This window comes from Vibrio sp. SCSIO 43155 (assembly GCF_023716605.1).
Classification (GTDB): Bacteria; Pseudomonadota; Gammaproteobacteria; order Enterobacterales; family Vibrionaceae; genus Vibrio; species Vibrio harveyi.
Map to the genome: position 1 here is coordinate 407,879 of NZ_CP071852.1, position 14,823 is coordinate 422,701.

General features: G+C 45.7%; 12 protein-coding genes. 8 read left to right on the forward strand and 4 right to left on the reverse strand.

What is annotated here, in order from left to right; genetic code table 11:
• Positions 1-8: 8 nt before the first annotated feature.
• Together J4N44_RS01950 and J4N44_RS01955 are read right to left on the reverse strand one after the other, a co-directional pair.
• The gene (locus tag J4N44_RS01950) at positions 9-1,268 is read right to left on the reverse strand and encodes an inorganic phosphate transporter (protein ID WP_005450407.1); all 1,260 of its coding nucleotides are present in this window, start codon (positions 1,266-1,268) and stop codon (positions 9-11) included.
• Positions 1,269-1,398: 130 nt separating this feature from the next.
• Positions 1,399-2,079 (reverse strand): TIGR00153 family protein, encoded by a 681-nt coding sequence (locus tag J4N44_RS01955; protein WP_005450406.1) that lies wholly within the window; start codon positions 2,077-2,079, stop codon positions 1,399-1,401.
• Between the two features lie 205 nt (positions 2,080-2,284).
• Here J4N44_RS01955 and J4N44_RS01960 point away from each other — a divergent pair, with 205 nt between their 5' ends.
• Positions 2,285-3,817, forward strand: a complete 1,533-nt coding sequence (locus tag J4N44_RS01960) for a CYTH and CHAD domain-containing protein (protein ID WP_009697592.1) — start codon at positions 2,285-2,287, stop codon at positions 3,815-3,817.
• 25 nt (positions 3,818-3,842) lie between these two features.
• Here J4N44_RS01960 and J4N44_RS01965 read toward each other — a convergent pair whose 3' ends face one another.
• Entirely contained in the window at positions 3,843-4,661 is an 819-nt protein-coding gene (locus J4N44_RS01965) for an ion transporter (protein ID WP_005450400.1), read from the reverse strand.
• A 48-nt stretch (positions 4,662-4,709) separates the two neighbouring features.
• Between J4N44_RS01965 and J4N44_RS01970 the strand changes: the two genes are divergently transcribed.
• The 3 genes from J4N44_RS01970 (at position 4,710) to hldE (ending at position 10,438) form a co-directional block, all read left to right on the forward strand.
• Positions 4,710-5,966, forward strand: coding sequence for a methyl-accepting chemotaxis protein (locus tag J4N44_RS01970; RefSeq protein WP_005450397.1), 1,257 nt, complete (start codon positions 4,710-4,712; stop codon positions 5,964-5,966).
• Between the two features lie 120 nt (positions 5,967-6,086).
• Positions 6,087-8,930, forward strand: coding sequence for a bifunctional [glutamate--ammonia ligase]-adenylyl-L-tyrosine phosphorylase/[glutamate--ammonia-ligase] adenylyltransferase (gene glnE, locus J4N44_RS01975; RefSeq protein WP_252044807.1), 2,844 nt, complete (start codon positions 6,087-6,089; stop codon positions 8,928-8,930).
• Positions 8,931-9,007: 77 nt separating this feature from the next.
• Positions 9,008-10,438 carry a bifunctional D-glycero-beta-D-manno-heptose-7-phosphate kinase/D-glycero-beta-D-manno-heptose 1-phosphate adenylyltransferase HldE gene (hldE, locus tag J4N44_RS01980; protein WP_005450394.1) on the forward strand — a complete coding sequence of 477 codons (1,431 nt, stop codon included), beginning with the start codon at positions 9,008-9,010 and terminating at the stop codon, positions 10,436-10,438.
• Positions 10,439-10,644: 206 nt separating this feature from the next.
• On the opposite strand, the gene tolC is transcribed toward hldE, so the two are convergent.
• Positions 10,645-11,967 (reverse strand): outer membrane channel protein TolC, encoded by a 1,323-nt coding sequence (gene tolC, locus J4N44_RS01985; protein ID WP_005450392.1) that lies wholly within the window; start codon positions 11,965-11,967, stop codon positions 10,645-10,647.
• 229 nt (positions 11,968-12,196) lie between these two features.
• On the opposite strand from tolC, the gene nudF reads away from it, so the two are divergent.
• The 4 genes from nudF to yqiA all read left to right on the forward strand — a co-directional run bounded on the left by nudF (position 12,197) and on the right by yqiA (position 14,797).
• On the forward strand, positions 12,197-12,847 hold the full coding sequence (gene nudF / locus J4N44_RS01990; RefSeq protein ID WP_005450390.1) for an ADP-ribose diphosphatase: 651 nt from the start codon (positions 12,197-12,199) through the stop codon (positions 12,845-12,847).
• The gene (locus J4N44_RS01995) at positions 12,847-13,290 is read left to right on the forward strand and encodes a DUF1249 family protein (RefSeq protein WP_005395930.1); all 444 of its coding nucleotides are present in this window, start codon (positions 12,847-12,849) and stop codon (positions 13,288-13,290) included. The genes nudF and J4N44_RS01995 overlap by 1 nt, the downstream gene beginning before the upstream one ends.
• Before the next feature lie 61 nt (positions 13,291-13,351).
• The gene (gene cpdA / locus J4N44_RS02000) at positions 13,352-14,158 is read left to right on the forward strand and encodes a 3',5'-cyclic-AMP phosphodiesterase (RefSeq protein WP_009697596.1); all 807 of its coding nucleotides are present in this window, start codon (positions 13,352-13,354) and stop codon (positions 14,156-14,158) included.
• A gap of 54 nt (positions 14,159-14,212) precedes the next feature.
• Positions 14,213-14,797 carry an esterase YqiA gene (gene yqiA / locus J4N44_RS02005; protein WP_009697597.1) on the forward strand — a complete coding sequence of 195 codons (585 nt, stop codon included), beginning with the start codon at positions 14,213-14,215 and terminating at the stop codon, positions 14,795-14,797.
• The last annotated feature ends 26 nt before the right edge of the window (positions 14,798-14,823 follow it).

The following is a 14,823-nucleotide window of genomic DNA, read 5'->3' on the forward strand; positions in this document are numbered from 1 at the left end:
AAGCAGTGTTACGAGAACATCGCTTGGATGCCGTAGAAGAATACGACTGCTAGTAGCGCACCAGCAGGTAGTGTAACGATCCAAGATGCAACGATGTTACGAACTACGCCTAAGTTAAGGGCTGCAATACCACGAGCGAAACCTACACCTAGAACCGCACCAACCAGTGTTTGCGTTGTAGAGATAGGTAGACCTGTACCTGACGCTAGAACTACTGTACATGCTGTTGCTAGCTGAGCAGCAAAGCCACGGCTTGGTGTTAGTTCGGTGATACCAGTACCAACTGTTGCCATTACTTTGTGACCTAGTGTTGCTAGACCAACAACGATACCAAAACCACCTAGAGGAAGAATCCACCATGCGATTGAGCTTTTCGTTGTGATTTCACCCATGTGCTCAACAGTTGATACAACTGCAGACAGTGGACCGATCGCGTTAGCTACGTCGTTTGAACCGTGAGCGAATGCCATAGCACACGCTGTGATAACCATTAGTACGCTGAAGATACCTTCTACGCCAGCAAAGCTGCGGTCTTCTTCACGGTTAGCAAATTTCTTCTGAATGTAGAAGTAACCGCCAGCCATTACTGCTGCAGATACGACTGCTGCCCACATCCATGCTTCACCGTTGCTAAGGTGCAGACCTACGTGTTTCAGACCTTTCTTGATAGTTACAAGTGCAATCACCATTGTCGTGATGAACATGTAAACTGGAACGAAACGTTTTGCGTTGAATAGTGGGTTCTCAGTATCAAAGATCAGACGCTGTGCGCTGACAAAAATGACGTAAGCAAAGAAGCCTGAGATAACCGGAGTAATAATCCAGCTACCGACAATCCCTTGTACACTGCTCCAATCAACTGCTTCAGTACCTACAGACACACACGCAAAACCGATGATTGCACCGATGATAGAGTGAGTAGTCGATACTGGCCAGCCCATGTAAGAAGCAAGTAGAAGCCAAGTACCAGCCGCAAGAAGCGCTGACATCATGCCGTAGACAAGAATATCAGGTTGGCTAGCAAATAGAGATGTTTCGATAACACCTTTACGGATAGTGTCGGTTACTTCACCGCCTGCAAGGTATGCACCCGCAAATTCAAAGATCATCGCAATGATGATTGCTTGTTTTACGGTTAGCGCTTTTGAGCCAACAGATGTACCCATAGCATTAGCAACGTCGTTCGCGCCAATACCAATCGCCATCATGAAACCAAAAATCGCTGCAACAATAATCAGGACAGTGCCGTAGTTCGCAAGGATATCCATCGTAATACCTAGTTGTTTTATAACAAGCGGAGCAAAATTTTGCGCGCGTCAGCCCATAAGACGGTGAATTTTGTCATCGTCCATCTGACACGCGTGAATAATGCTCTTCGTTATGTCGTTAACTTATGTTTTAAGATCGAGATAGCATGACTTCCAAACGAGCACCTACGCGCTGCGCTTGGTCGGCAATACCACCTACCCATTCAAGAATCTTGTACAAGAACATGACATCGATAGGGTTCATGTCAGATTCAATCACCATCAGTTGTTGGCGAAGTTCAATCTGCATTGCATCGGTATCATCTTCAATTACGTCCAATTGATGAATCATTTCAGCAACGAGCGTTACTTCACGGCCTTTGAAGCCGGTCTCTAGAAGTTCATCAAGTTCGTTAATTACTTTTTGCGCCTGATCAGCCGCATCAAGACAACGTTGAACGTATGCGAGGAAGTTTGGTTGGAGAGCCTCAGGAATGACAAGTTGACGACCATATACACGGCCAGCAATGTCTTTTGCCAGGTTAGCAAGTTTGTCTTGTTGAGTTAGAAGCTCAAGCATGTCAGTACGATCGACTGGCATAAACAAACCGCGAGGCAGTTTTAGACGGATTTCACGTTTTAGCACGTCCGCTTCTTTCTCTAGGTGAGAAATTTGAGCACGGATTTCAGCTGCTTTTTCCCAGTCACCCTTTGAAGATACTTCAAAGAACTTAACCAGGTGTGAACAACATTCGTTGACACACACAACGTGGCGCTGCAAAGGCTTAATTGGGGACTTTGCAAATAACCCCATAATTGTATTTACTGGCATGGTCATTCAACCTAATAACTATAACCTTAAAAAAACATACACCATTTCTTGGCGAAATGTTGAACGATGGCTATAAAGGCGCGCATGTTAACGCATTAAATCGCTCATTAAAACTGTTTTAGATCATCATTCGGGTGATATTTCTTTCTTGCCGTGTGAGAAATTAGGCAATATCCTGTTTCTATCTGCTTTGAAAGGTATAGCTATGGAAACCGAGATAGAACTGAAGTTTTTTGTTTCTCCTGAATTTTCAGAGACTTTAAGAGCTAAAATTTCCGAAACAAAAGTACTTCAGCACAGTAGTCGTGATTTGGGTAACACCTACTTTGATACCGCTGATAAATGGTTAAGAAAGCACGACATTGGTTTAAGAATTCGCCGTTTTGATGATGTTTTTGTCCAGACTGTAAAAACAGCAGGACGCGTTGTTGCAGGCCTTCATCAAAGACCAGAATACAATGCTGAGCACACCAGTAATGAGCCGGACCTCACGCTTCATCCTTCTGATATCTGGCCTTCTGGCAAAGATGTTGCTACGCTACAAGCGGAACTGACGCCGCTCTTTTCTACCAACTTTACTCGTGAACAATGGTTGATTGGGATGCCTGATGGTAGCCAAATCGAAGTTGCATTCGACCAAGGAGCTGTGATTGCTCAAGGTACGGATGGAGAAGAGAAGCAAGATCCTATCTGTGAAGTTGAATTAGAGCTGAAATCGGGTCAGACAGACGCTTTGTTTACCCTTGCTCGCAGTTTGTGTGAGGCAGGTGGTATGCGCCTTGGTAACCTGAGTAAAGCTGCGAAAGGCTATCGCCTAGCCAGTGGTTACGCTGGTGATGAAGTCAAACCACTAGCATTAGTGGACAGCACGAAAAACGACACAGTCGAGTATTGCCTGATTAATTCTCTAGAGCATGCGCTATCGCACTGGCATTACCATGAGCAAATCTACACTGAGCGTGATTGCGTTGAAGCATTACGTGAAATCGTTAATGCGATTCGCTTTATCCGCCAGACATTTACTATCTTTGGCAGCATGGTGCCGCGTCGAGCAAGTGCAATTCTTCGCCAAGAAATGAAATGGCTAGAAGAAGAGCTTGAATGGTTAGATGAACACGCTCACTTAGAAGAGCTGCTAGATGATAAAGGCAACGTGCTGCGCAAACTTGATGCGCGTAAGTTCCTTGTTTCTGAGTTGACACAACAACTGGGTGAGTTGCCAAGCCGCGAAGCGGTGTTAGAGCTATTAAGCTCTGCACGTTACACCGGTTTGTTATTGGATTTGAGCCGTTGGATTCTGACGCGTGGTTGGCAGCCGTTTTTGGATGATAAAGCGCGCGAAAAGATGTCGAGCAACATTCAACCTTTCTCAGTGAAGCAGTTGGATCGCACTTGGGCTGAGCTGATGGAAGCTTTCCCCGCAGAGCGAGAGCTCTCGGCACAAGAGTATGTGGATCAGCGATACCGTCTTTTACGTAACTTGTACACCGGTATTGGTTTTGCGAGTTTGTACGATGCAGAAGAGCGCAATACCTTCCGTTTACCGTGGGCAGACCTAGTGCATGGTATCGACGACCTGCTTATGCTTAATCACCTTCTGCCATTAATTGGCATGTTAGAAGGGGAAGAACAAGAGCAGTTAGAGCGCTGGCTGCACCGCCAAGAACGTTCCATCCTGCACGCCATGGATCAGACTCGCGCAATCAGTGTTGAAGTCGAGCCATACTGGCAAGAATAAGAGCAAAAAATAGGACCCTCTGGTCCTATTTTTTTGTCTGTTGTTTTTGCTCTTGCAGTTCATCTTCGATGGACTGCAGTCGATTTAAGATCTGCTCCTGCCTTTCTAATACTTGCTCCAAGAGCTTCTCTTTATTCTTAGAACGATTGTCCTGTTGTCTGGTCGGTGCGGTTAGGATCGACGTGATCAAACCTGAAATCATACCGAAGATGCCGACACCACAAATGATGATCAGTACGGCAAGCAGCTTGCCTCCTGTCGTGACTGGATAGTGGTCGCCGTAGCCAACGGTCGAAATAGTGACAAATGCCCACCACAAAGCGTCTGTTCCTGTTTGAATATTGGCTTCAGGGTTTTGCCCTTCAATAAACAACATGGCGCTAGAACCAAGAGTGATGAGAACCACCATTAACAGCAGAATAGACGCTAATGTAGTTTCACGGCGGTTTTGCTTGAGCTGGAAAAGAATGAACTTTGAAGAGCGTAAGACCAGAATGACACGCAGGATGTGAAATAAGCGAGCGAAGCGCAAAGGCTCAATCATTGGGATGCTCGCCACAAAATCAATCCAGTGATGCTTGAGAAATGACCAACGATCTGTGGCTCGGATCAAATCTACGATGAGCTGCAGTAGAAAAATACTACAGATTATAAAATCCAGACCGATAAGAACTTGACGGGTTTCGTGATCAAGTGGGAAAAACAACAGGCCTGAGATCACAAATAGCGCCATAAAGGACAATATTAGTGATAGCAACCCCATCGGTTTGGTGCTGTCTTTGATATCATAGTTTTTCATACGAAGCTCGAAATAAATCGCGCAACCAGAGCCAATCGCGCGCATAACTATAAGTAATACAAAGACTATATAAGACTCGGTGGAGAACTGACAATGGAAAAGCTGGCATTTAAGCCGTGGGAAAGGGTGATATCCGACATCAAGCTCGTTCCGAAAATGGTCATGTTGATGGTATTCAGCACCATCTTGATTGTGGCAAAGCAATTGTGGGACGCAAGTACCTTCTATAACTCATTACTTGCAGCAACGCAAAATGAACAAGTTGCCCAACAGCACTATGAAGCCTACTTAACACAAGTGGCTTGGCAAACTGCATTGTTGATTGTGGTGTTTGTGGTGTTACTGCTTGCAGCAGCTCGTGTCATGCTACGACAAACACAATACTTGAACGATGCAATCAAGTTAATGGCAAGCAAAAACCTTTCTGTGCCATTTGGTATGGATTGTAAAGACGAATACGGTGACGTAGCGCGTGAGCTAGAGAAAACCCGTCGTCAGTTGCATGATGTCATCCAAATGCAGATCAACGCATCTGATGAGCTTGCAACGTTGACCGAAGTGATGACATTGAGTATGTCGGAAACGAAAGAGTCGGCACAAGAAGAGTTTAATGAGATCGATCAACTTGCTACCGCAATGAGTGAGATGTCATCGACAGTTCAAACGGTTGCGGATCATGCGCAGACGGCATCTTCATTGACCGAGCAGGCATCAACGCAAGCCGTGACTGGTCAGCAGTTCTTGCAGAAAACGGTCTCTAAGATGAGTGAACTGTCTTCCGATATCGCGTCTTCGGCAAGTGCCGTTAACCAAGTAGAAGAGCGTGTTGACGCAATTGGTAGTGTCGTTGGCACCATTCAAGGTATTTCTGAGCAAACTAACTTGCTTGCACTGAATGCGGCAATTGAAGCGGCGCGAGCTGGTGAAGCTGGTCGCGGCTTTGCTGTCGTTGCAGATGAAGTTCGTAACCTTGCACAACGCACTCAGCAAGCAACCGTTGAAATCCAAGAGATGATTACTCAGCTTCAATCAAGTGCCACCTCAGCAGTGGAGTTGATGGAGAAAAGTGTTGTTGAAGCAGCAGAAGGGGTAGAGCTGGTATCAAATGCTGGTAGCGAGTTGGATGGCATTGTTGGGCAGGTGACGCAGATTAACGACATGAATTTCCAAATCGCAACGGCGTCAGGTCAACAAAGCAGCGTTGCAGAGGAAATGAGTCAAAACTTAACCAATGTTCGTGAGCTTGTTGAAGCTTCAGTTGTGGTCGTGACTGAGCTATTGGAAACCTCTGAGATGATGCAAAGCAACGCCGAAGAGCTAGATAAGAAGATTAAATCTTTCGAAGTCTAGTTTCTGTAAGCTTTGATAAAACGCCCACAAACCTTTTGTGGGCGTTTTTATTTATGTCAACTCTGGTATAAAAGAGTGTATACCTCTCAAACCACAGTGCTTTTCAAACAAGGAAGAAAAATGCAGCTGCCTTCGTCACTGATTTCTGTCGCGGATTCCGCGGTTCAAAATGCTGAGCAAGCGGGATACTTTCAACAATGGCCTACCGAGATTGCCGAACAGTTTCGTTTTGTGTCTGGTCTAAGTAAGTTCATTACCGAAGCGATTCACCGCGATGAGAAACTCGCGCAAGACTTGCCAAACATGCTGGCAGAAAGCAGTCGACAACAAGCGTATCGTACTCGTCTAGCAGAGCTATTGGCTGGATGCCAAGATGAGATGGCTGGGCATCGTGTGTTGCGTCAGTTCCGTAACCGCGAAATGATTTACATTGCGTGGAAAGACTTCACCCATACTTGGACGTTAGAAGAATCGCTTTGCCATTTGTCTCAACTGGCTGAAGCGATGATCTTCGAAACTTATCAATGGCAATACAAGATTTGTTGCAATGAATGGGGCACGCCAACCAATGCAGAAGGTGAAGCGCAGCCTATGCTGATCATCGGCATGGGTAAACTTGGTGGCGGCGAGCTGAACTTCTCTTCTGATATCGATCTGATTTTTACTTATCCAGAAAACGGTGAGACACAAGGCGCGCGCCGCAGCATTGCTAATGCGCAATTCTTTACCCGTTTAGGGCAGCGCATCATTAAAGCGCTCGACCAACAAACCTTTGACGGCTTCTGTTACCGTGTAGATATGCGTTTGCGTCCGTTTGGTGAGAGTGGTCCGTTGGTAATGAGCTATGCGGCACTAGAGGATTACTACCAAGAACAAGGAAGAGATTGGGAACGTTACGCGATGATCAAAGCGCGTGTGATGGGCAGTGAAATGTATCCGCAATATCAAGAGTTGCGCCAGATGCTGCGTCCGTTTGTTTTCCGCCGTTATATCGACTTCAGCGCGATTCAATCCCTGCGCCGCATGAAATCAATGATCAGCAGTGAAGTGCGCCGTCGCGGTTTGAGTAACAACATTAAACTGGGTGCTGGCGGCATTCGCGAGATTGAGTTTATCGCTCAAGTGTTCCAGTTAATTCGTGGTGGTCGTGAACCTTCTTTACGTGGTCGTGGTTTACTAGAAACTTTGAATGCCATTGGTGAGCTAGGTCAGCTGACTCAATCAGAGGTTGATAATCTTGAAGCTGCCTATAAATATCTGCGCCAGCTAGAAAACCTGTTGCAAGCCATGGCAGACAAGCAAACGCAAACCTTGCCGGATTGTGAAGATGAGCAATTGAAACTTGCTACGGCGATGCGTTTTGAATCTTGGGATACGCTCATTGCTCAAACCCAACAACACATGGCAAATGTCCACAAGGTGTTTGAAAGCTTAATCGGTGATGACGAAGAAGATGAAACAGAAGCGGTGGCTCGTCATTTTCACGAATTGTGGGACATGGCGACCAAGCAAGATGTGCTTGAACACGTTCTACAAGAGGACATTAAAGCTGAAAACTCACAAGAGCTAGCAAAAACCATCATGCAGTTCAAAGCGGACTTGGCAAAGAAAACACTTGGACCACGTGGTCGTGAAGTGCTGACTAAGTTGATGCCTAAAGTCTTTGATGCGGTATTTGCCCACCCAGATGCGCAATTCGGCTTGCCACGTGTTTTGCACTTGCTGCACAACATCTGCACTCGTACAACGTATCTTGAATTGTTGGATGAACATCCGGCAGCCTTGGTACAGCTGGTTCGTTTATGTACCGCCAGTCCTATGATTTCAGAGCAGCTATCGCGTTATCCGATTCTGCTTGATGAGTTGATCGACCCTCAGCATCTGTACAACCCAATTCCACTTGATAGCTACCGAACAGAGCTACGTGATTTCCTTGCCCGCATCCCAGAGGATGATATGGAGCAGCAGATGGAAGCGCTGCGCCAGTTTAAGCAAATCTGTATCTTACGTATTGCAGCGGCAGACATTGCTGGTGTATTGCCCGTCATGAAAGTGAGTGACCACTTAACGTATTTAGCGGAAGCGATCGTTGAAGCGGTAGTGAACCAAGCGTGGCTGCAAGTGTCGGAAAAGTATGGCGAGCCAACGCATGTGAAAGATCGTGAAGGCAAAGGCTTCGCCGTGATTGGTTACGGGAAAGTCGGCGGCTGGGAACTGGGTTATAACTCAGACCTTGATATTGTGTTCATGCACGATTGCCCAGTTAACGTTTATACCGATGGTAAAAAAGAAATCGATGGTCGCCAGTTCTATCTTCGTTTAGCGCAGCGCATCATCCATATTTTCTCAACTCGTACAGCATCAGGCATTCTGTATGAAGTGGATACTCGCTTACGCCCATCTGGCGCTTCAGGCTTATTAGTCAGCCCAACAGATGCATTTGATGATTATCAACATAAAGATGCCTGGACGTGGGAGCATCAAGCTCTTGTGCGTGCTCGTATGATTTATGGTGATGAGCCTTTGGCGATCGCCTTCCATAACACTCGCCATGATGTGTTGTGTAAACCGCGTGACCAAGACACGTTAAAGAAAGAAGTGGTCGATATGCGTGAGAAAATGCGTGACCATCTTGGCGGGAAAAAGTCCGGTCGTTTTATGCTTAAGCAAGATAATGGCGGCATTACCGATATCGAATTTCTCGCTCAATACCTTGTGCTCAACTACAGTCACAGTAAGCCTAAGCTCATTCGCTGGTGCGATAACGTACGTATTTTTGAAACTCTAATCGCACAAGGTGTCATGGAAGAAGATCAAGCGATGCAACTGACACGCGCATACACATCAATGCGCGATGAAATTCATCGTCGAAACTTGCTTAACTTAGATGCCGATGTGGCAGAAGAGAAATTTATTGCAGAGCGAGAGTGGGTGAAGCAAGCATGGAATCAATGGTTTGCCTAAGCAGAAGCAGTGCACAAGGTTCAGCCTAGAAAAAGGCTGTGTTAAACTCACCACGATTTAATTTTTGGAGACCAATAATGAAACCAATTCTACCTGATTACAACAGCGCTGGTGTGCTTATCATCGGCGATGTCATGCTAGATCGTTACTGGTATGGCCCGACTGGACGTATCTCTCCTGAAGCGCCAGTACCTGTTGTGAAAGTAGAAAATAATGAAGAGCGTCCAGGTGGTGCTGCGAACGTGGCAATGAATATTGCCTCACTTGGCGGTCACGCTCACATTGTTGGTCTAACGGGGATGGATGAGCCAGCGAAAGTTCTGACTGAAACGCTGAACTCGCTAAAAGTAAAATGCGATTTCGTCGCGCTGCCTGATTACCCAACCATCACTAAACTACGTGTGATGAGCCGTGGTCAGCAATTGATTCGTCTGGATTTTGAAGATAAGTTCGAAAACACCGATGCTGAACCTGTGTTATCTCGTATGGAAACTGCTTTGCCAAGCGTGAAAGCTGTGATCATGTCTGATTACGCGAAAGGTTCGTTAGAACATGTACAGGCTTACATCCAGAAAGCACGTGCTGCGAATATCCCAGTCTTCATCGACCCGAAAGGCGCAGACTTCGAACGCTACCGTGGTGCAACGCTACTGACACCAAACATGAAAGAGTTTGAAGATGTTGTTGGTAAGGTGAAGTCAGAGCAAGAGCTGGTAGAAAAAGCGCTAGCACTAGTAGAAGAGTTCGAGTTTGAAGCTCTATTGGTAACGCGCAGTGAAAATGGTATGACGCTGATCCGCCGTGGTCAGGAACCATTCCATCTACCGACTCAAGCAAAAGAAGTCTATGACGTAACTGGTGCGGGCGATACGGTGATCTCTGTATTGGCGGCTTCTGTTGCCGCAGGCAAATCATTTGAAGAAGCTTGTGCTCTAGCCAATGCAGCGGCAGGTGTTGTGGTTGGTAAATTGGGTACCTCAACGCTTTCTGAAATTGAGCTGGCAGAAGCCATTCACGGTAGCCAAGATACAGATTACGGTGTGATTTCAGAGCAAGCTCTGATTGAAGCCGTGAAGAAAGCACGAGCGAAAGGTGAGAAGGTTGTGATGACTAATGGTTGTTTCGATATCTTACACGCTGGTCACGTGTCTTACTTAAACCACGCCGCAGAACTTGGTGATCGCTTGATTGTTGCGGTAAACACGGATGATTCGGTAAAACGTCTAAAAGGTCCTGGTCGTCCAGTAAACCCAACCGATCGTCGTATGGCTGTGTTAGCTGGTTTAGGTGCTGTCGATTGGGTTGTGCCTTTCAGCGAAGACACGCCTCAACGCCTTATTTCGGAAGTATTACCAAGTTTGTTAGTGAAAGGTGGTGATTACAAGCCTGAAGAGATCGCTGGTGGTAAAGAAGTGATTGCCGCAGGCGGTGAGGTTCGCGTGCTGAACTTTGAAGATGGTTGCTCAACTAGCGAAATCATCAATGCCATCAAAGGCGGTAAAGGCTAAGCCTTCCTTGCTTTCGATTCTTAAAGAAAAGGTCGCTCTATGGGCGACCTTTTTTGATCGTAATTGTTTTTTGGAATGTAATGCTTAGCAAAATAGCTCGCAATAAAAAACGCCAGTTGAAAGCTCAACTGGCGTTTTATGCATTATACCCAAGTCATTCTCGCTGAACTAAGCGTCTAGAGGTTACTTGGGTATACATGAGACATTTATTTTGCTGGCTTAAGGCCTGCATCAACATCTAGGATATCTTGCTCGCTCAGTGTACCTACCGCTTGGCGTAGCTGAAGACCAGCAAGAATGTAGTTGTAACGTGCGTCTGACAAGTTCTTGTTTGCATCGTATAGACGGCGAGTTGCGTCTAATACGTCAACGATAGTACGAGTACCTACATCGAAACCGGCTTCTGTCGCTTCTAGTGCAGATTGCGCTGACACTACAGACTGTTCGTATGCTTTTAGTGCGCCGATAGAAGCGTTGATGTTGTTGTTTTGTGCACGCACTTCTTTCACAACACTACGGTATTCTTTTTCCAGCTCTTCGCTTGCTGATACATAGCCGTATTCTGCTTGTTTCACTTCAGACGTTGTACGACCACCAGTGTATAGAGGAACTGCTAAGTTAACACCGACTTTGAAACCGTCAGTCGTGTTATCTGTAACACTTTCAGATGTATCTGCGTAGTTGTAGCCACCGTCTAGCGAAAGCGTTGGCAGGTGACCAGAGCTTGCTAGTGAGATGTTATCGCGCGCGATGTCTTGTCCGATACGTGCAGATAATAGACTTAGGTTGGTTGTCTTCGCTTCTTCAATCAATGTTTCAGCAGCTTCAGAAGAGCGGCTTGCAGAGAAGCGAGCTGTATCTAGAACGTTTAGGTTCTTGTGCTCTTGACCTGTAATCTCACGTAGCGATTCGTAGCTGTTGATTAGCGAGTTTTCCGCCAATACTTCGTCTGCAAGTACAGCATCGTATTGTGCTTGCGCATCGTGTACGTCAGTGATTGCTGACAAACCAACTTCAAAACGTTGTTTAGTTTGCTCTAGTTGGCGACCAACCGCTGCTTTTTCTGCACGAACGAACACTAGGTTGTCTTGTGCGCGTAGCACTTCGAAGTACGCTTGAGAAACTCGAAGGATCAAACCTTGTTGTGTTGCGGCATAGTTTGCGTCGGCACGACGAGCTGTTTTCTCTGCGGTATCAAGCGTGATCCAAGATGCACGGTTGTATAGCTCTTGTGTAAAACCAACACCTGCTGACAGTACATTTTCGTCAGTAGACGTTTTTCCGCCTGCATCTAGATCTCTGTCGCCACGAGTGATGTCGTAGCCTGCTGTCAAGTTGATCTGTGGTAGTAGGGCACTGCGGCTAGAGTTGATTGCTTCAAAAGCTTGATCACGCTGCGCTGCTACACTGAGCAATTGAGGATCATTTTGTTTTGCTAAGTCATAGATTTCAGCAAGAGAGTCTGCCCATGCAGATGTACTCATACTGCCTAGCGCTGCACTGATAAATAGTGGAAGCAGTTTTTTCATTTTCTATTCCCGCGGTCTATAGATTGGTTAATTCTCAGTAGTTTAACTCAATTTGGACGATATTTACTCGAAACTTTGCACTTTTTTACACGTAATTATCCAGTTGTGCAATAAATAAATGAGAATTGCTTAAAATAATTTATAACTATTGTACAAAAAGTTGAGCCAAGTCCTTTGAGCAAGCGAATAACAATGAGTAAACTACAAGATTCACTCAGAGAGGTGTTGAATGCAACAGTGTGACAAGCAACAGAATGATTTTACTCCCCAAGATGTGGAAATAATCTCAAAAGAAACCGTATTTAAAGGCTTCTTTAAAATGGTGAAATACCGTTTTAAGCATAGATTATTCGCCGGTGGCTGGAGTGGGATTGTCGAACGAGAAATGTTCGAACGTGGTCATGCTGCAGCCATGCTCCCGTATGACCCCGTGACTGACCAAGTCGTGATCATCGAGCAGATCCGCGTTGGAGCATTAGAGCATTCGCACCCATGGCAGTTCGAAATTGTTGCTGGCATGATTGATCGAGATGAATCAGCAGAAGCTGTGATTCGTCGAGAAGCAGAAGAGGAAGCGGGCATTCAAGTAGGACGTGTTGCTTCGGTTACCTCTTATTATCCCTCTTCGGGCGGCTGCTCAGAGAAGCTTGATGTGTTCATTGGTGAAGTCGATGCATCTAAAGCGCATGGCATTCATGGTTTAGACTATGAGAATGAAGATATTCGAGTCCATGTAATGAGCCGTGAAACTGCGTATCAGTGGGTGAAAGATGGCAAATTTGAAAATGGTGCTTCAATCATTGCGCTTCAATGGTTGCAGTTAAATCATCAAGAATTGACATCACAATGGGGTAAATCCCCTATGGTGGAGAGTAAGTAATGGCGCAAGTAGCTGAAAAGCAAAGATACCATGTCGACTTAGCAGGTCTTATGAGAACTTATGAGACCAACTATGCGAAGTTGAACGCTTTGCTGCCTGCCTCTGCCGAAGTTGGTGACGTACGCTGTTATCAGGCGGCGAATATGGTTTATCAACTGACCGTGAATGAAATCACAAAATACACCACAGTTGTTGAGATATGTCAGAGTGATGAAACACCAGTGTTTCCTTTACCGACGATGTCTGTCAGGCTTTATCACGATGCGAGAGTAGCTGAAGTATGCTCAAGCGGAGAGTTTTCTCGCATTAAAGCTAAATATGATTATCCCAACGACCAGTTGATGCAGAAAGATGAAAAGCATCAGCTTAATACGTTTCTTGGTGAATGGCTGACATTCTGTTTACGAAGTGGCATTAGTAGAACGCCGCTTGCCTTCAATTGATTGTCACGTCACTAAGGAAAAATAACAAAAAACTATATAGTGGACGAATCAGGTTTTCATTTTGCAACCATCTAGTGACAGCATAAAGCTATTACAAATCACGGATACTCATCTGTTTGAGGCAGATGAGGGCAGTTTGCTGAGCGTAAGAACCGCCGACAGCTTTGCAGCCGTGGTAAAAGAGATTCTTCATCGTCAAGTGCCATTTGAATATATCTTGGCTACAGGCGACATTTCACAAGATCATAGTGCAGAGTCATATCAGCGTTTTGCTGAGGGTATCTCGCCGCTGAAAAAAGATTGTTTTTGGCTTCCGGGCAACCACGACTACAAGCCAAACATGGGTAGTGTGCTACCATCCCCTCAAATTCAAGCTGTTGAACACCTAAAGCTGGGTGACCATTGGCAGGTAATTCTGCTGGATTCGCAAGTGGTTGGCGTTCCTCATGGGCGATTAAGCGATCAACAACTGACTTTGCTTGAAGAAAAGCTCGCAGAAAATCCGCAGCGACATACGTTGGTGCTTTTGCATCATCATCCACTTTTGGTGGGCAGTGCTTGGCTAGATCAGCACACGCTGAAGGACGCAGAGGCGTTTTGGCAGGTCGTAGACCGATTTGATAATGTGAAGGGTATTCTCTGTGGTCATGTTCATCAGGATATGAACATTATTCACAAAGGTATTCGTGTGATGGCAACACCTTCAACGTGTGTACAATTCAAGCCGAACTCTGATGACTTTGCATTAGATACACAGTCTCCAGGCTGGCGGGAATTAGAACTACATAGTAACGGTGACATCTCGACACAAGTTAACCGTTTACCAGATGGTCAATTCCAGCCAGACTTTACCTCAAGCGGATACTAATCATTACCATGCCCGAACTTTATGTTCGGGCTTACTTTTTTACATGAGGCAACCATGAGCCAATCTTCTTTGCTGCTTTATATTCACGGTTTTAACAGCTCACCGCTTTCGATGAAAGCGAACTTAATGAAAGAGTATTGTGAGCAGCAGCGTCCAGATATAAAAGTCATCGTGCCTCAGTTACCATGCTTCCCTCAACTTGCTGCACAATGCTTGCTCGATATCATTGAGCAATACAAAGATGACTACAACATCGGCTTGGTGGGTAGTTCATTGGGTGGATACATGTCTACTTGGCTCAATGATAAGTTTGGTTTTAGAGCAGTGGTTGTTAACCCCGCGGTGAAGCCGTATGAGTTGCTGGTGGACTATTTAGGGGAGCAAACTAACCCCTACACGCATGAAACCTATACACTTGAAGCTTGTCATATTGACGAGCTAAAAGCTCTTGATGTACAAAGCATCGCGTCGCCTCAATCCTTTTGGCTTTTACAACAAACCGAAGATGAGGTTTTAGACTATCGCCAAGCCGTAGAAAAGTTCGCACAAGCGACGCAAACGGTAGAAGAGGGCGGTGATCACAGTTTTGTAGGCTTTGAGCGTTATCCTGCTCAAATCATTGAATTCTTAAAACTGTAATACTAAAGAGACGGATTGGAATAGGC